The sequence below is a fragment of the Psychrobacillus sp. genome, assembly GCF_032154225.1.
Taxonomy (GTDB): domain Bacteria; phylum Bacillota; class Bacilli; order Bacillales_A; family Planococcaceae; genus Psychrobacillus.
This window is the reverse complement of record NZ_JALDYF010000010.1, coordinates 24,548-42,173: the sequence shown is the minus strand read 5'-3', so window position 1 is coordinate 42,173 and position 17,626 is coordinate 24,548. Positions and strand designations below refer to the sequence as shown.

At 37.3% G+C, this 17,626-nt stretch carries 20 protein-coding genes; 4 read left to right on the top strand and 16 right to left on the bottom strand.

Translation table 11 applies throughout. The features are described 5' to 3' along the window. Positions 1 to 69 precede the first annotated feature (69 nt). The 6 genes from RUH95_RS13595 to RUH95_RS13570 all read right to left on the bottom strand — a co-directional run bounded on the left by RUH95_RS13595 (position 70) and on the right by RUH95_RS13570 (position 5,650). Entirely contained in the window at positions 70 to 906 is an 837-nt protein-coding gene (locus RUH95_RS13595) for an alkaline phosphatase family protein (protein WP_313893425.1), read from the bottom strand. Beyond that, positions 896 to 1,984, bottom strand: a complete 1,089-nt coding sequence (locus RUH95_RS13590) for an ABC transporter substrate-binding protein (RefSeq protein WP_313893424.1) — start codon at positions 1,982 to 1,984, stop codon at positions 896 to 898. The genes RUH95_RS13595 and RUH95_RS13590 overlap by 11 nt, the downstream gene beginning before the upstream one ends. A gap of 268 nt (positions 1,985 to 2,252) precedes the next feature. Next, positions 2,253 to 2,951 (bottom strand): 3D domain-containing protein, encoded by a 699-nt coding sequence (locus RUH95_RS13585; protein WP_313893423.1) that lies wholly within the window; start codon positions 2,949 to 2,951, stop codon positions 2,253 to 2,255. Between the two features lie 148 nt (positions 2,952 to 3,099). Next, positions 3,100 to 4,293 (bottom strand): thiolase family protein, encoded by a 1,194-nt coding sequence (locus RUH95_RS13580; protein WP_313893422.1) that lies wholly within the window; start codon positions 4,291 to 4,293, stop codon positions 3,100 to 3,102. 41 nt (positions 4,294 to 4,334) lie between these two features. After that, complete coding sequence (locus tag RUH95_RS13575; protein ID WP_313893421.1) at positions 4,335 to 4,967, bottom strand: 3-oxoacid CoA-transferase subunit B; 633 nt, start codon at positions 4,965 to 4,967, stop codon at positions 4,335 to 4,337. Next, positions 4,964 to 5,650, bottom strand: a complete 687-nt coding sequence (locus tag RUH95_RS13570; protein WP_313893420.1) for a CoA transferase subunit A — start codon at positions 5,648 to 5,650, stop codon at positions 4,964 to 4,966. The genes RUH95_RS13575 and RUH95_RS13570 overlap by 4 nt, the downstream gene beginning before the upstream one ends. Positions 5,651 to 5,857: 207 nt before the next feature. On the opposite strand from RUH95_RS13570, the gene RUH95_RS13565 reads away from it, so the two are divergent. Both RUH95_RS13565 and RUH95_RS13560 read left to right on the top strand, forming a co-directional pair. Beyond that, complete coding sequence (locus tag RUH95_RS13565) at positions 5,858 to 6,664, top strand: IclR family transcriptional regulator domain-containing protein (RefSeq protein WP_313893419.1); 807 nt, start codon at positions 5,858 to 5,860, stop codon at positions 6,662 to 6,664. A 19-nt stretch (positions 6,665 to 6,683) separates the two neighbouring features. Continuing rightward, complete coding sequence (locus RUH95_RS13560) at positions 6,684 to 7,208, top strand: cysteine hydrolase family protein (protein WP_313893418.1); 525 nt, start codon at positions 6,684 to 6,686, stop codon at positions 7,206 to 7,208. Here RUH95_RS13560 and RUH95_RS13555 read toward each other — a convergent pair. The 3 genes from RUH95_RS13555 to RUH95_RS13545 all read right to left on the bottom strand — a co-directional run bounded on the left by RUH95_RS13555 (position 7,158) and on the right by RUH95_RS13545 (position 8,857). Further along, positions 7,158 to 7,802 carry a LysE family translocator gene (locus tag RUH95_RS13555; protein ID WP_313893417.1) on the bottom strand — a complete coding sequence of 215 codons (645 nt, stop codon included), beginning with the start codon at positions 7,800 to 7,802 and terminating at the stop codon, positions 7,158 to 7,160. The genes RUH95_RS13560 and RUH95_RS13555 overlap by 51 nt on opposite strands. A gap of 11 nt (positions 7,803 to 7,813) precedes the next feature. Beyond that, positions 7,814 to 8,254, bottom strand: a complete 441-nt coding sequence (locus RUH95_RS13550; protein ID WP_313893416.1) for an Lrp/AsnC family transcriptional regulator — start codon at positions 8,252 to 8,254, stop codon at positions 7,814 to 7,816. 225 nt (positions 8,255 to 8,479) lie between these two features. Further along, a complete protein-coding gene (locus RUH95_RS13545) occupies positions 8,480 to 8,857 on the bottom strand; it encodes a rhodanese-like domain-containing protein (protein WP_313893415.1) in 378 nt (125 codons plus the stop codon). Positions 8,858 to 9,000: 143 nt separating this feature from the next. Here RUH95_RS13545 and RUH95_RS13540 point away from each other — a divergent pair, with 143 nt between their 5' ends. Continuing rightward, positions 9,001 to 9,327, top strand: coding sequence for a nucleoside triphosphate pyrophosphohydrolase (locus RUH95_RS13540; protein ID WP_313893414.1), 327 nt, complete (start codon positions 9,001 to 9,003; stop codon positions 9,325 to 9,327). A gap of 126 nt (positions 9,328 to 9,453) precedes the next feature. Here the strand turns inward: RUH95_RS13540 and RUH95_RS13535 are convergent, their stop codons facing one another. The 5 genes from RUH95_RS13535 to RUH95_RS13515 form a co-directional block, all read right to left on the bottom strand. Further along, positions 9,454 to 10,503 carry a Gfo/Idh/MocA family protein gene (locus tag RUH95_RS13535; protein WP_313893413.1) on the bottom strand — a complete coding sequence of 350 codons (1,050 nt, stop codon included), beginning with the start codon at positions 10,501 to 10,503 and terminating at the stop codon, positions 9,454 to 9,456. An 11-nt stretch (positions 10,504 to 10,514) separates the two neighbouring features. Beyond that, positions 10,515 to 11,489: an ABC transporter permease gene (locus tag RUH95_RS13530; RefSeq protein ID WP_313893412.1), complete on the bottom strand. Its 975-nt coding sequence runs from the start codon at positions 11,487 to 11,489 to the stop codon at positions 10,515 to 10,517. Continuing rightward, positions 11,482 to 12,996 carry a sugar ABC transporter ATP-binding protein gene (locus tag RUH95_RS13525; protein WP_313893411.1) on the bottom strand — a complete coding sequence of 505 codons (1,515 nt, stop codon included), beginning with the start codon at positions 12,994 to 12,996 and terminating at the stop codon, positions 11,482 to 11,484. Before RUH95_RS13525 ends, RUH95_RS13530 begins: the two co-directional genes overlap by 8 nt. 78 nt (positions 12,997 to 13,074) lie before the next feature. Continuing rightward, the gene (locus RUH95_RS13520) at positions 13,075 to 14,043 is read right to left on the bottom strand and encodes a substrate-binding domain-containing protein (RefSeq protein ID WP_313893410.1); all 969 of its coding nucleotides are present in this window, start codon (positions 14,041 to 14,043) and stop codon (positions 13,075 to 13,077) included. Positions 14,044 to 14,163: 120 nt separating this feature from the next. Then, positions 14,164 to 15,147, bottom strand: a complete 984-nt coding sequence (locus tag RUH95_RS13515) for a LacI family DNA-binding transcriptional regulator (protein ID WP_313893409.1) — start codon at positions 15,145 to 15,147, stop codon at positions 14,164 to 14,166. A gap of 202 nt (positions 15,148 to 15,349) precedes the next feature. Here RUH95_RS13515 and RUH95_RS13510 point away from each other — a divergent pair, with 202 nt between their 5' ends. Then, positions 15,350 to 16,318 carry a sugar phosphate isomerase/epimerase family protein gene (locus tag RUH95_RS13510; RefSeq protein ID WP_313893408.1) on the top strand — a complete coding sequence of 323 codons (969 nt, stop codon included), beginning with the start codon at positions 15,350 to 15,352 and terminating at the stop codon, positions 16,316 to 16,318. A gap of 54 nt (positions 16,319 to 16,372) precedes the next feature. Here RUH95_RS13510 and trhA read toward each other — a convergent pair whose 3' ends face one another. Then, complete coding sequence (gene trhA / locus RUH95_RS13505) at positions 16,373 to 17,011, bottom strand: PAQR family membrane homeostasis protein TrhA (protein WP_313893407.1); 639 nt, start codon at positions 17,009 to 17,011, stop codon at positions 16,373 to 16,375. A gap of 115 nt (positions 17,012 to 17,126) precedes the next feature. Next, complete coding sequence (locus RUH95_RS13500; RefSeq protein WP_090568674.1) at positions 17,127 to 17,327, bottom strand: cold-shock protein; 201 nt, start codon at positions 17,325 to 17,327, stop codon at positions 17,127 to 17,129. Positions 17,328 to 17,626 lie beyond the last annotated feature (299 nt).

Genomic DNA, 17,626 nt, shown 5'->3' with positions numbered 1-17,626 from the left:
CAAAAACAACGACTGCTTTTTCGTAGACAATAAAATCCCCTCTTTCTATACTTTCTAAAAAAAGAGGCACTAGGCCTCTTTTAGCGAACATACACCATCGAGAAGAAGAGGAACCATCTCGTCTGAAGGCTTTATATTTAACAAATGACATACTAAAGGAGCTACTTGAAGCTGAGAAACGATTCCCTCATGAACACCCTTTTTCACTTGATTGGACAAAACAAACATCGGTACATGTCGATCTTCCACCGTATTGCCACCATGATTGCCATCACTCGTCATCCCATGATCTGCCGTCACAATAACCTCATAGCCTTGCTCCAAACACTTCGGAATGAATAAAGAAAGAATTGCATCCACAGCTAATACGCGATTACGATACTCTTTCGAATCCGCCGTATACTTATGCCCATCATCATCCACATTCATCGGATGAATATATAGAAAATCTGGTTGCTTCTGATCCATTAACCAAGCTGCCTCTGCAAATAAATGACTATCTGGATAATGATCTTCAAAATAGAACAGTCCATTTTCAATAGGACGCTCCATCTCTAATTGAATACGATCTTCAAAATGATTAAATGGCGCTCGATTGTACAGTTCACTCACCCAATAGTAAGCAGCAGCAGCGGTAGTTTTCCCGCTGCTTTTTGCTAGATGGAACAAACTTTGTTGCGTAGATAATCGCACCGTTGCATTGCTCGTAACACCATGAATAATTGGTGGAGTTCCCGTTAAAATCGTTTCATACAAAGGACGAGACAAAGATGGTACTTCCGAGCGTACTTCAAAGCGTGCTGCCGCATCTCTTTCTACTAAATGTTGCATATATCCCATATGTGTACATGCTGTATCATAACGAAGAGCATCTACTACAATAAGTACTACTTGATTATTTGACATGAATTAAAACCTGATCTTGCCACATTTGTGGAATTTGTTTTGTCGTCTCTTCCCAAGCTTTTTGATCCTTCACCGGACGAGCATTTTCATACATTTCCTGTGGTAATAGTAATGCTTCAACTTCTGCTGACAACTTCACATTTTCACGAATTGGGCGCGCATACCCTTTTGCAAGATTTTCTTGTCCAGCATCCGATAAAATATATTCACGCGTTAACATTGCAGCATGTGGATTTTTTGCGTATTTATTAATAACCGTTGCATAACCCGAAATGACAGAAGCCTCTGATGGAACAACCACGTCAAAACGCGTTTCATCAATTTGGCTACGGTAACCTAATGAATTGAAGTCCCAAAGAACTGCTACATCGATTTCGCCTTTTTCTAAATTAGCAACAGTAGGGTCCCCTTGAAGACGACCTTGCTTAGCAAGTTCTGCAAAGAAATCAATTCCCGGTTGTAAATTCGTTTCATCTCCACCAAATGCGTACGCAGCAGCTAAAATAGCAAACTGAGCTTGGTTCGCAGCCAACGCATCTCCAATACTTACTGTATAGTCACCATTTTTCAAATCGTCCCATGACTTCGGAGGATTCGAAACATTATTCGTATCTGTTAAAAATGAAATAGTTCCTGTGTATCCTAAAACCCAGTCCCCATCATCGTCTTTAGCCCAGTCTGGAACGTCATCCCAATAAGAAGTTTTATAAGCTAATGTCAAATCTCTATCCTCTGCAATTGGCCCAAATGCAATACCAACATCTCCAATATCTGCAGTTGCATCGCTCTTCTCTGCTTCAAACTTTGCCAGCTCTTCAGCACTAGACATATCTGTATCCGAATGCTTCAAGCTATACTCTGATCCTAGCTCTTCCCAAGTTTCTACCCAGTTCGCCCAAGTATCTGGCATCCCAACAGAGTTTACTGTTCCTTCTTCCTTCGCCTTTTTAGTAATTTCTTCAAGCGTCAATTCATTTCCTTCGACACCCGCATCTCCAGAACTATCCGAACAAGCTGCCAACATCGAAATAGCTAACATACCAACCAAACTTTTTTTCCAGACATGATTAAAAGCCATTAAGTAGAACCTCCATTTGTTTGTGTTTGTTTTTATTTGCTTACAAGTATAACTATAGAAAATAAACATTAAGCAAGTGTGTAGCTGTTAATAATGTTACGTAAAGATTGTTGAGGAAATGTTAAGCTGAAGGAAATGATGTTGCCGGACTCACAACAAGTTATGCGAAACTCCTACTTATTTATTCCTAGCTTATATACAAATTAAAAATCCACATTCCAACATCACGAAAATGTTGGAATGTGGATTTTTAATTATTCATATACCGTTAATTCAGCACTTTAATTTTCACCTTTTTAACTCCCCACTCCATTGCATTCTCATGCGATGGAATGAACACATCGATTTTATTTCCTTTAATAGCCCCTCCAGTATCACCAGCAATTGCCTCCCCGTATCCTTCCACCCAAACCTTTGTGCCAAGCGGGATAATTCGTGGATCTACGGCAATTACTTTCTGATCTGGATTGGAACGTAAGTCAATTCCATAAGCCGTTGTCCCAGAACAACCTGTACAATAGGCGGTATACGCGGTTGCCGTTACAATCATTTCTTCCTCCACCGCTTCCTCTACAACAGTTGGCGTAAACACGGTCGCTACTTGCTGATTTTCCTCAGCCTGAACAACCGCCGCCTCTGTTCCATCATCACTTACAATTAATACATCTTCAGGATAAATTAAATCCCCCGTAAGATTGTTCCAGCTCATAAGCGACTCTAATGGAATATTGTGATTGACTGCAATCCGATACAAATTATCTCCTGCCACGACTGTGTAAGTTTCCGGTTCTTTCTGAAAATAGTCATCCGTTATTTCATCTAGGCGATCAATAGTAGACTCCCCATCATAGGCAATAGTTAATTCGACATTGCTTGGAACAATAGATAAAACATCAAATGCTTTCGCTACCGAACTTGTTGAAAAAGTTAAGAGTATGCTGAACAAAATAATTCTAAATTTCAACATAAAGTTCCTCCTTTAGAAGTAATTTGACTCAGTATTGCCCTAAAACTTTGAAAAACAAACATTGTCATAAAATAAAAAGAAATACCGCACAATAAAAAGCTACTAATCATTCAATTAACGAATGATTGGCAGCTTTCAACTCACCATATTAAACTTGTATATTCTCCACGATTGTCGCAATTCCCATACCACCTGCAATACATAATGTTACTGCACCGTATTTTTTCCCAGTGCGTTCTAACTCATGTATTAATTTCGTTAATAAAATTGCACCAGTGGCACCAATCGGATGACCCATTGCAATAGCTCCTCCATTTGGATTTACTTTGCTATAATCCAATCCTAACTCATTTATGCATGCAACAGCTTGTGAAGCGAATGCCTCATTTAACTCCACAATATCTAAGTCAGCAATTGTTAAGCTAGTTTGTTTCAAAGCCTTTAATATAGCGTAAACTGGTCCCATTCCCATCAAGTCAGGTGAACACCCTACTGAAGCTTGAGCAATGATTCTTGCTTTTGGTTTGTATCCACGTTTTAGCGCCTCATCTTCGGACATTACTAATAGTGCTGCTGCCCCGTCATTACGCCCACTTGCATTTCCTGCTGTTACGGTTCCACCTTCTTTAAAAACTGGTTTTAATGCTGCCAATTTTTCTAAAGTAGTTTCTCTTGGATGCTCGTCGATTTTAAACTCAATAATACCTTTACGAGTTTTCACTGGGTAAGGCACAATCTCTTTTTCAAACAATCCTTTATCCATCGCATTTTCCGTTTTTTCTTGACTACTTAGTGCAAATTCATCTTGAGCCTGTCTTGAAATACCATACTTTTCAGCAACATTTTCTGCTGTAACTCCCATATTCAAATCGCCGTAAATTTCTCTTGGCTGCGAGCCTGGCTGACTTGCAGTATTCGGATCTTTCAGCGATACATCTCCAGACTTTGCACCAAACCTCACATTGTTCACATAGTATGGTGCAGTGCTCATCGACTCCGCTCCGCCAGCAATAATAATATCGCTTATACCCGTCTGAATTTGTTGTGTTGCAGAGTTAAGAGCTTGTACTCCAGACCCACATTGACGATGAACCGTATAAGCTGGTGTCTCTACCGGAATACCAGCACGAATCATAGCGATCCTCGCGACGTTTGAGGCATCTGCACTTTGTTTCGCCTGGCCTAAAATAACTTCCTCAACAGCATCCTTATCTAAATTCGTGCGCCGTATCAATTCTTCTATGACATGTGCGCCAAGAAAATCTACCGTTTCATTTCCAATACTCCCACCTAGTTTCCCTATCGCTGTACGCACTGCATCTACGATTACTACATTTCGCAATTCATCATCCCCTAAATAAAATTCACTCTGAATACTTTTATTTATTCAAAAAAACCTGCTTCTGTTTTCTCCCTTACCTCTTCGATTGTTACACCTGGCATTAAATCCACTAATTTCAATTGCTTATTTACGACTTTAAATACCGCTAATTCTGTAAAAATCATATCCACATTTCGTGTTGATGTAATCGGATATGTACAATGTTTTAATAGTTTGCTAGTGCCATCTTTCGATGTATGACTCATTGTGACAAACACTTTCTTTGCCCCCACCAATAAATCCATGGCACCGCCGACCCCCATAATATTCTTTCCAGGAACTGCCCAGTTTGCAATAACTCCTTCTTGATCCACTTGAAGTGCACCGAGAATCGCTACATCCACATGTCCTCCGCGAATCATTGCAAAAGAGTCCGAGCTATTAAAATAAGACGCACCTACTGCTTCCCCTACTGGTATTTTTCCTGCATTAACAATATTCGGATCGATATCTGCCTCTTCCACATCCGTTACTCCGAGTAAGCCATTTTCCGTATGCATATAAATATCTGCCGCATCCATATACTCCGCAACAAGCGTTGGTATGCCAATTCCAAGGTTCACGACACAAGGTCCTTCTAATTCATCTGCAACCCGTTTCGCGATTAAATGCTGCATATCTTCTTTACCACTCATTTGTTCGCAACCCCTTCCTTCGTCAGCACTTGTTTTGCCTCAATGATCATATCAACATATAAAAAAGGTGTGATAATCTCCTCTGGATTCAGCTCTCCTGGCTCCACAATTTCATCTACTTCTACGATTACTTTTTTTGCTGCTGTGGCCATTAACGGATTAAAATTACGGGCAGTTTTATAATAAACAAGATTGCCAAGTGTATCTGCCTTATGCGCACGAATTAAAGCTACGTCCGCACGGATCGCTTTTTCAAAAATATACGTCACTCCATCAATCTCTCGCTCTTCTTTTCCAATTGCAAGGTCTGTTCCAACAGCAGTTGTCGTATAATAGCCACCTAACCCTGCCCCTCCAGCACGTAAAGATTCTGCCAACGTTCCTTGAGGAAGCAATTCTAACTCTATCTCCCCTTTTTGATATTTATCACCGATATCTCTATTACTCGTAAAATAAGAGCCAACACCTTTTTTTATTTTGTTTTGATTCAATAAAATACCAAGCCCTTTACCAGACTCACCAAGATTATTGCTAACAATCGTAAGATTCTTCACATCTTTTTTCGTTAATCCTTCTATTAATGATAGAGGAGCCCCTACTAATCCAAAACCACCTACTAAAACGGTGTGCCCACTTTCCACACATGCTAAAGCTTCTTCAATACTTTCTGTAACTTTCGACATACTTTCCACTCCTTAATCTAACTTCTTCTACACTTATCGTACGTTAATCGTACGATTTGTTTTTATTCGTACAATCTATGTATTTATCATAACAAAATATTCCGAAAAGTCTAATAAGAAAGTGTTTGCAAAATAGATTTTATTGTCGTACGATATGCGTACACATAGATTTTATACGTATTATTTCACTTTATAGGAGGGGTACATTTGTCGACAGAAAGATTGGACGACCTTAAAAAATCGGGGGATTATATTCAATCATTAGAACGTGGCTTACAAGTGATTCAAGCATTTTCACAGGAACATCAAGCATTGACAGTTAGCCAAGTTTCAAAAATAACAGGACTTAGCAGACCTACAGCACGAAGAATGTTACTAACACTAGAACATTTGGGATTTGCAGAATCTAGCAATGGCATGTTTACATTAACAGCCCGTACCCTTTCACTTGGCTATGCTTATTTATCTTCCAATAATAAGTGGAGCATTGCACATTCATTTATGCGTGACTTTGTCAATAAAACTGGGGAATCCTGCTCGATTTCTATATTAGATGGGACAGATATTATTTATGTTGCACGTGTTTCAACAAAACGAATTATGTCCATTAACATAGACGTCGGTTCACGCCTACCTGCTTACGCGACCTCAATGGGCCATGTTCTACTTGCCTATTTACCAAAAGCAGAACTCGAAAAATACCTTGATACTATTAAATTCGAAAAGTTTACAGAGAAAACAATAGTTGATAAAAAGGGGTTGCTTACTACGTTACAGAAAGTTCGGGAGCAAAACTGGGGTGGTGTTGATCAACAACTGGAGGAAGGACTTAGTTCCATTGCAGTTCCACTTTACGATGCTACTGGAAAAGTATTTGCAGCCTTTAACTGCTCCGTTCACGCTGGACGAGTGTCGAGGGAAATACTAAACAATGAATTTTTGCCATTACTTCAAGACAACGCTGAAAAAATTAGTCAAGCAATGGCAATTACAAATAACTCAAAATACGTGTAGGAAAGTGAGAAGAATAGTTATGGAAAAAACTGCCTTACTAATCATTGATGTACAAGAGGCAATGTTCTTAGAACAAAATCCTGTGTTCGATTCGAAAGCACTTATACTTAATCTAAAACAACTTATATCAAATGCACGAGAAAATAATATCCCTATCATTTATATTCAGCATAATGCTCCAATCGGGAGAGCTTTGGAAAATGGTTCCGAAGGTTGGCAAATATATAATGAAATTGCCCCATTTAATATGGATACAATTATTCAGAAAACAACACCGGATTCATTTTATAAAACAAATTTACATGAAGAACTGCAAATACTTTCAATTGAACACCTAGTACTTGCAGGTATCCAAAGTGAAGTCTGCGTAGATACTACTTGTAGAAATGCCTATAGTTTAGGTTATGATATCACTCTTGTTACAGATGCCCACAGTACTTGGGATTCGAAGGAGTTATCTGCCCAACAGATTATTGATCACCACAACAAAGTATTAAGATGGTTTGCTAAAACTCAAGAAACTAAGGATATTACTTTTAGCTAAAGCTTTTATACCAAATCCCATAAGCACTAATCCTACGAGCAAATTTAATACTTTCAGAACAACTGGAGCTAAAAATACCGTTAGGAAACTGCCTAATATAGAAATAGTAGTTAAGAATAAGAAGGTAGATAACAACGCACCTAATCCGAAAAAGTAGATATCTAGTTGCCCGATTTTTTCTTCTACTATTTTAGTAGAAAAAACACCAGCCCAAAAGATGATCGTTAATGGATTGGACAGCGTTAAAATTAATGTTTTCCAAAAAACACTCTCCATGCTTTGTTCAGAAAGGAAATCTAAACTTGGCATGAGAGTCACTCCGAAAAATCCTACTACATTGCTCAATCCAAAAACAATAAGTACTCCTGCTCCGAAATACAGCATCATTTCCTTTGCTTTTTTATACGTATTCAGCAAAGCCCCTATCCCAAATATAGCTGCGAGTATAAATAGAGCATCAATTATAACTACTCCTACGACACCAATTTCAGCTGCCCAAAATCCGGATGCAGCCGCAGTTTGAAAAATAAATACACAAATAGGACCTACAGCAATCTGTAGCAACATTCCAAATCGAAAACCTCTCCAAATCATCCGCCATTCTCCTACCTGTTTAAAATTTCTTTCAACGTAGACAAAACAATCGAAGTGTTAGACTTCTGAACCCCCTTTATATCTTTTAATTTATTACTCAAAAAATCCTCTAATTCAGTCGTATCCTCGATCAATACTTTTAACATATAATCATACTTGCCTGCCATATGATGACACTCAATCACTTCGGAAAATTGAATAATTGCTTCTCTGAAATGTTGAATACTAGCCGAATGATCAATATTCACAAAAATTATTGCTAACAATTTATAGCCCATTTTTTCGCGATTTACTTTGACTGTATATTGCTCAATAATCTTTGATTCTTCCAGCTTTCTAATCCGTTCCGAAACTGCAGGTATAGAGAGGTTTACTTTTCGACTTATATCAGATGCAGTCGATCTTCCATTTCGCTTCAAAGCATCTAAAATTTGTCCATCAATTATATCCATCGGTCATCTTCCCTCAACATATTTTTAACTAATTATAGACAACACTTTAAAATTAATAAATAACTAATGTAAAATCAAATAAAAGTTAAAGACTTTTACAATAATGCTTAAGTATATTAAGTCCAACTGTCCATTTAAAATATAATTCTTAACAAATTAAAGCGATACTTATACAGACAATATAAAAAATCCAGGCCCAAATTATATCTGGCCTGGATTACAATTTTATTTCTCAATTTCACCCGTCCAAGAAGACATCCCTTCCGAAACATTCAATACTGTATATCCTTCTTCCACTAAAATCTCACTCGCTTGCTTCGAACGATTCCCACTTTGACAAATAATAATGTAGGAATCCTCTTTACTTAATAGCTCAAAATTACTTTTTTGAAGCTCCGTTAAAGGCTTATTCGCTGCTCCAACGATATGACCAGTAGCATATTCACTAAATTCACGCACATCCACGACTTTATAACCTTCTTTTACCTTCTCTTCTATTTGATCAATAGCAATCGTTTCATATGTACCCTTTTTACTTTCCTCCGTACCACATGCTGCCAGTGCAATGACGGCAATAAAAAGAAGCATAAATAATTTCTTCATTGGAATCCTCCTTAGACTAATAACTACATATAACATAATATACCCTCTAAGGTATTCGATTGTCTAATAGCCCAATCCATACTTGCTTCTCTTTAAACTTTGGAACATCTTCCCTATAATGAAAAACATAAGGGGGATTTCAAATGCCAATCTACAACAAACTAGTCCGAGATCTAATACCACAAGTAATAGAAAAATCTGGAAGCAAGGTCACTACACGCATTTTAGATAAATCCGAATATCTTACAGAATTTAAAAATAAATTACACGAAGAAGTACAAGAATATACAGACACAGACAATCGCCAAGATGCATTAGAAGAACTTGCAGATATTTTAGAAATAATCCATGCTGCTCTTTCTATTTATGAAGCTACCTTTGAAGAATTAGATAAAATCCGAGTTGCCAAAAAAGAAAAGCGTGGTGGATTTGAAGAGGGGATTTATTTGATAGAGGTTGAGGATAAATAAGAGTTCGGTAAGTGACAGCATCACATACCAAACTCTTTAACGTCTTAATTTAATTACCTAGTAAAGTGCAGTACGCTATGGAAACAGAGGGCAACAAAGTACCAGCGTTTACAATTCTAAGTCCAGTTACAAATTAACGCTTTCTATAGTAACTACCGTATTCGTTTCCGCAGCTTCTATAATACCTAGAATTACCTTTAGTGCAGAAAGGGCATCATTTCCTGTTACAAGTGGAGGGTGATCTTGGAGAATACTATCAATGAAAGCATCGATTACCCCACTGTTTGTCTGATTGTTATTCGTTTGGATGTTTTCTAAGTGATACTGTACCCTCTCTCCATCCTTTGTAATTACTTCGAGTTGATGTTGATCACTATGGTAGATTTTCAAAATGCCTTTTTGGCAATAAATAATCGTGCTATTGTCTTCTTCGCCATAATAAGTCCAAGAGAAAGAAGCTGTACCTAAACGACCTTTTTTTGTTTTTAAACTACAGACGATATTATCGCATACTTCGATTGGCTCGTTATGTTCATTGACTTTGTCGAGTGCTCCTTGAAATGCACTTACATGCTCGATTTCGTCATCCAATAAATAATGCAATAAATCTACTTTGTGGATTCCTAAATCCCCTGCTACCCCGGGACCAGAACGTTCCTTTTGAAAGAACCATGTAGAATTTGATTTATTGACCCCCCATTGTTCGGGTCCGGAGTGTCCAAATGTTGTTTGAAAAGTGAGCACTTTACCAAGTTCTTCACTCTTTATAATTTCTTTCGCTTTTTGATGAGCTCTTGTAAACCGTTGATTATGATCTACCATTAACTTTTTTCCCGATTGCTTTTGTGCATCGACTATTTCTTGTGCATGTTCCAGTGTTAGCGATATTGGCTTTTCACATAGTACATGTTTCCCGTTTAATAGTGCTTTTGCAGAAAATATATGATGGCTTTCATTGGAAGAACAATCGCTAATTACTTCAATAGAAGGATCCTCTAGTAATTCGTCGACAGAGTGTACTACACTACCACCGAACATAGCTGCTAGTGTTTCTGCACGTTCAGGATTTCGGTCATAAAAGACGATTTCATCTACAAATGGATTCGCTTTATATTCAGGTGCGTGACGCAATTTTGTTATGGAGCCGCATCCAATAATGCCTACTTTAATACCCATATGATCACTTCCTATTCTCTCTTTTGGAATACTACTGCAATAATAATGATTAAACCTTTTACAAACCCTTGTAAATACGGGGAAACGTTCATTAAATTCATCATATTATTTAAAATACCTAAAATAAGCACCCCAAAAAGTGTACCAATAATTTTCCCACGTCCACCTGTCATCCGTGTACCACCAATAATAACAGCAGCAATCGCATCTAATTCATATTGAACTCCTGAACTCGAAGATGAAATAGAATTCAAGCGTGATGTCTCAATAATCGCAGCTACACTTACTAGTAGACCAGCCAAACTATAGACACCAATTTTTATACGGTCCACCCGAATTGCTGAAAGCGTCGCAGCTTTTTCATTGCTTCCAAGCGCATACACATATCGTCCGAAACGCGTCTTGTGCATTAAAATATAAACCAATGCAGTCATAGCGAAAAAAATAATAACAGGGTAATCAAATATCCATAAATCATTATTTGCGATAGCAGTAAATCCCTTCACTTCTCCTGAAACGCTACCGCCTTCTGCAATATACAAGGCAATGGAACGGGCGGCGGCCATCATTCCTAACGTCGCAATAAACGAGGCTATCCTTCCTTTTGCAACCATTAATCCGTTCAAAAATCCTGCAAAGGAGCCTATGACTAATGCAGTGAAAATCCCAAATAATATACTGCCTGAAGCATTTAATGCTAATACCGTAATGACACCGACTAGTGCGAGTACAGATCCGACAGACAAATCGATACCACCTGAAAGCATAACGACTGTCATACCCAATGCAATTATTCCGATAATAGAAACTTGCATGAGTATGTTGAGGAGGTTATTCATATCTAAAAATCTTTGATTCATAATAGATGATCCAATAAAAATAACGATAAACGCTATAATAACGCTGTACTCTGTCCACAACCATGTAAGACGACTTTTTACATTTGAAACTTGCGGACTATATTCTTTTACATTTATATTAGCCAATTTTTTCTACCTCCCTTTTCGAACCAGTTGCATAAGTCATAATTTCTTCTTCCGTAGCTTCTTCTCCATAAAATCTTGCTGTAATTTCTCCTTGATACATTACATGAATTGTGTGACAAATCCTCATTACTTCTGGAGCTTCCGAAGACAAAATAATAACCGATTTCCCTTGTTCAGCGAGTGCTACAATTTGTTGGTAAATTTCTTGCTTAGCCCCAACGTCAATTCCTTGCGTTGGGTTATCAAAAATTAAAATATCTGCTCCGACTTCAAGCCATTTCGCAATAATTACTTTTTGTTGATTGCCACCACTTAGCTTGTCGATTGTAATGCGTGGGTTATGCACTTTAATATTCAGCAATTCTTTATAATGTTGGAATTTTTCCTTTTCTGTACTATCTTGTATAAAGCCAGACTTCTCGAAATTTCCTATGGCCGATAAGCTCATATTATGAATAACACTTAAGTCTTTAATGATCGCATTTTCTTTCCGATCCTTTGGAACAAGCCCCATTCCTGCTTCTACTGCTTTACGTGGGTGATCTATTTTTACAACCTGGTTATTAATCTTTATCTCACCAGTGTATTTTTTTCGATATCCAAATAGGCTTTCAAAAAGCTCTGTTCTACCGTCTCCGGCTAGACCAGTAAAGCCTACTATTTCTCCTTTTTTCACATTAAAATTAATACCTTTAAACGATCCATGACTCGTTAAATTGTTCACTTCTAAAAAAACAGGTCCCAATGAATGTTCCAATGCGAATCTCTCTTGAGAAATCGATTTTCCAACCATTAGCTTTGTTATCGAGTCTAGGTTTTCCTGTTCAATATCGTCCGTCTTAACCATTACTCCGTCACGTAATACGGTATAACGATCACATACTTCTTTGATTTCCTTCAGTTTATGAGAAATATAAATAATCGAGATACCAGATTTCTTTAAGCTCTTCATTAGTTCAAATAAACGATTTACTTCATGCTCTGCTAATGAGGTTGTTGGCTCATCCATAATTATTAGTGTGGATTTATGAAGCAATGCCTTTGATATTTCTATCAGTTGCTTATAAGAAGTTGCTAGATTTCTTACATACTCTTTTGGATCGATGTCCACACCTAGCTTCGCTAAAATGTCATACGTTTGCCGGCACATCTCTTCCACTTTTAAAAAACCCATTTTATTTCGAAGCTCTGAACCTAAAAACATATTTTCATAAACTTTGAGATCTGAAACCATATTTAGTTCTTGATGGATAAAGCTAATTCCCTGCGTCTGAGATACTCTTGGATTATTCATCTTAACTTCTTTTTCGTTTATGTAAATAGTACCGCTATCAGGTTGATGAACTCCTCCTAAAATATTCATCAAGGTGGATTTCCCAGCTCCATTTTCACCTAATAATGCATGAATCTCCCCTTTTTCAATCTGCAATGTCACATTCTTTAAAACGGGTACTCCATTAAATGATTTATTTATATTCTTCATTGCTATAAAAGGATTTGTTGTCATGGCATTCATCCCTCCTTATATAAGAAAAGAGGAAATACAATAATTGTTTACACACCCATTGTATTTCCCGCTATTCATTTAAAATTTTGAATCCGCATTATAGTACTCATCCACGTTTTCCTTTGTTACTTGTGTAGCTTCTTTTACTACGATCGATTCCTTTGGGTCATTACCTTTTGCAATATCCGCCGCAATTTTCACTGCATCTTCTACCATCGTTGGTGAGTAAAGGAATGTAGCCGTAATAAGACCATCAGCTTTCATGTCATCAAATACTGCTTTTCCTCCACCAGCTCCAGTTACAAATTGAATGTCAGTACGTTTAGCTTCTTTAATAGCTTGAAGCACGCCAAGTGCCATACCGTCATCTTGTGTAAATACAGCATCTATTTGTGGATGTGCTTGTAAAATATTTTGCATAACTTCTAACGATTTTTCAGTTGAGAAATCACCACTCTGTGAAGCAACTACTTCCATTCCTGCATTACTTTCCATCGCAGCTTTAAATCCTGATCCACGTTGCTCCGTAACTGAGCTTGGCGGTCCAGTAATTTCTACAATTTTACCTTTTCCATTTAGCTTTTCTACAAAATACTTTCCTGCATTTACTCCGATACCTTCATTGTCTCCTTTTATCACAACTGTAGCTGCATCATTTTCAAGTTCGCGGTCTACAATTATTAAAGGAATACCAGCATCTTTTATTTTTTGACCAACAGGAGAAAGTGCCGCAGATTCAATTGGAAGCATGACAATAACGTCCACACCTTGTGCTATTAAATCGTCTACATCATTTGCCTGCTTGTTTGGATCAGCTGCATTTGTCATCACATATTCAATGCCATCACTTTCTTTCAGTGCTTTTGCTTGCTTTTCTGCACTATCAATTAGTGCCCCCATCCATCCATGTGTTGCGGAAGGTAGAGAAATGCCAATTTTTAGAGTATCATCTTTTTTTCCACCTTCAGAATTTGTACCCCCACTACAAGCTGCCAAACTAAAGATTGCTACTAAAGATAAACATAAAATTAGAAATTTCTTCAACACCGTTCCTCCTTTTTTTTTATAACATGCTCCCCTTTTGTAATCGTTTACATTTAAAACTAAGGGCAACGCTCTATTATTAATGCTTATTAATAACAGAGCGACAATCTTAGTTAACTATCCTTATGTAGACTCTCGAATAACTAATTCATGATCCAAAATGACGCTATCCACTTCATTTCCTTTAATTTTTTCGATCAACATTTCCGCTGCCACAGTACCCATCTTATACATCGGCTGAGCAATAGTTGTGAGGGTCGGATTTGTCATGCTCGAAAAATCAATTTTGTCAAAACCTACTACCGCTATATCGTTTGGCACATGTAATCCAGATGCATTTACTTCTTTTAATGCACCGATTGCCAAAAGATCCGATACCGCAAATACCGCTGTTGGGCGATCCTGTAAAGCCAATATCTTTTTCATAGCTTGTTGTCCATGTTCAAAGCCTAGATGCTTTGTATAAAAGATGTAATCATCATTTAAAGATAAACCGTGTTCTTCTAATGCGCGTTGATAGCCCTCTTCTCTCTGTCTCGAGTATAAAAATTTCCCATCAGAATTCATCAAAGCAATCTTTTTATGACCAATCTGAATCAAATGTTTGACTGCTCGGTAAGAAGCTTCCTCATTATTAATCGTTACGTAGGGAATCCCACTATCGGTACTATACTCACTACATTGTATGATGGAATACTTTTCTGCTAGTACTTTTAATGTTTCGATATTAACGGCTGGATCCATTGAAATAATTCCATCCGCCATCTTTTTCCTAACAAGATCAAAATAAATATTCTCTTTTTCCGGGTTAGAATCTGTTTCGCATAATAAAATATTGTAATTCTGACTGAGCGCAATATATTCGATTCCTTTAATAATTTCTAAATAAAACGGGTTGGATATACTAGGAATTAATATTAAAAAAATTCGACTTTCAGAATTTCTTAGATTCCTCCCTAATATGCTAGGTTCATAATTCAAACTTTTTATAGCCTCTTCTACTTTAATCCTTGTCTTCGACGATACTGTATTTTGTCCGTTCATTACCCTTGATACTGTAGCTACAGAAACCCCCGCTTGTTTAGCCACCTGCTGAATGTTTGTCATCTTAGTATTCTCACTTTCTACGATTTCACCTATAAATTGTAATGAAACCGTTTACATTTTCATATTATTATATTCAGAATTGCTAGTCAATATTTATTTTAAAATTAGAAAAAGCTATTGATTTATTTGCATAATTTATATATGTTTATAATGTAAACGATTACATTATAGTATTTTCTAATAAATAAAGGGGGTAGTTTCATTGAAATTAGGTGTTTTTACCGTACTCTTCTCCGATAAAAATTTCGACGATATGTTAAGTTATGTATCTTCTAAAGGAATAGAAGCAATTGAATTAGGTACTGGAGGATATTCCGGTGATGCTCACTGTAAAGTGGATGAACTATTAAGTGATGACACAAAATTGCAAAGCTTTAAGCAAAAAATTAGCGATCATGGATTAATCATCAGTGCACTTAGCTGTCATTCAAATCCACTGCATCCTCAGAAACAAATTGCAGATCCCGCTGACGAATTGTTTGTGAAAACTATTCATTTAGCATCTAAATTGGACGTTCCTGTCGTTAATACGTTTTCTGGATGCCCAGGTGATCATGAAAATGCCCTTTATCCTAACTGGCCAGTAACTGCTTGGCCTCATGATTTCCAAGAAATATTAAAATGGCAATGGGAAGAAAAACTGATTCCTTACTGGAAAGAAAAAAATGATTTAGCACAGTCACTTAACGTGAAAATCGGATTAGAACTACATGGAGGATTCTCCGTACATACTCCCGGTACACTGTTGCGATTAAGAGAAGCTTGCGGTCCTATGATTGGCGCTAACCTTGACCCTAGCCATATGTGGTGGCAAGGCATTGATCCCATCGAAGCTATTAAAATTCTTGGACGTGAAAATGCCATTCATCATTTCCATGCAAAAGATACAATTATCGATCAGCAAAACATGAACCGAAATGGTCTTACCGATATGACTGACTATGGAAATATGCGTGATCGTGCATGGTACTTTAGATCTGTTGGTTTTGGACACGATCAAAAAACATGGGCAGACATCATTAGTACGCTAAGACTTTACGGATATGATTATGTAGTAAGTATTGAACATGAGGATGGGTTAATGTCGATTGAAGAGGGATTCACAAAAGCAGTTGAAAACTTAAAGCCGGTTATTGTTAAAGATTCCATCGGTCAGATGTGGTGGACATAGTTAAGGTGTTAAGGAACCCAAACAATTCCAGATTGTTTGGGTTCCTTACAGCTTTTACGGCAATAACGTCAGGACAGCAAAGAAATGTAAAATAGACGCTGCTAGCACAAATACATGCCAGACTGCGTGATGATAAGTAAAGCCTCGCCATACATAAAAAATTGCGCCAAATGTATAAAGTACACCACCTACTGCCAGTAAAACTAGTCCTTCTGTCGATATATTCGTCACAAGTGGCTTCCATGCAAATACAAGTAACCACCCCATTACTACGTACATTAACGTCGACGTATGCAAAAAGCGTTTCACAAAAAAGGCTTTAAACACCGTGCCAGCAATTGCAATTCCCCATACGACTCCAAACAATGTCCAGCCAAGTGGCCCTTTCACTGCGATGAATAAAAAAGGTGTATAAGTCCCAGCAATAAAAAAATAAATGGACGAGTGGTCTAGTACCTCAAATACATCTTTTGCTCGACCTGCTGGAAACGAATGAACTAATGTTGAAGAAGCATACAAAATCACCATTGTCGCCCCGAATAACGTAAAACTTACTACATGCCAAGCAGTTCCGTGCATTGCGGAGAATACGATCAAAATCACGAGTGCCGCGACACTTAACAGAGCACCAATCCCGTGAATAATTGCATTAGCTATTTCCTCACGCTTTGAAAATATATGTGTATTGCTCATCCTTACTCAGTCCCATCTAATTCGTTACATACATTTTATCATTTTTCAGCATAAAAAAAAGACATCCGTAAAGGATGTCTTTTTACAATAAACCATATATTTTAATTCTTAGGAATTAAAGTTTTACGATGTTTACTGCTTGTGGTCCACGTTGACCATCTTCAACGTCAAATTCAACTTTTTGACCTTCGTCAAGAGATTTGAATCCTTCGCCTTGGATTGCTGAGAAATGAGCGAATACGTCGTTTCCACCTTCAACCTCGATAAATCCAAAACCTTTTTCTGCGTTAAACCATTTTACTGTACCTTGTGTCATGTAAAAAACCTCCAATATAATTGTGAATAAAAAATTCACATATTACAAAAAGTACCCAATAAACACGATTACTCTTTGTAATATGTGAATTCATTGTTTCTGTTAAGCAATTTAATTATTATCCTTACTATATAACATGTTGAAGCATTTGTCTAGTAAAGTACATCTTTTTATTTTAATTGACATTTAAATCGATGTAATTGACCCCCATTTTTTCGCAAGTTACTCTGCATTTCCCGCCACTCACCGAAAAACGCCAGACATATCAAGCTATTCGTCATACACTTTGGGTACAAAGA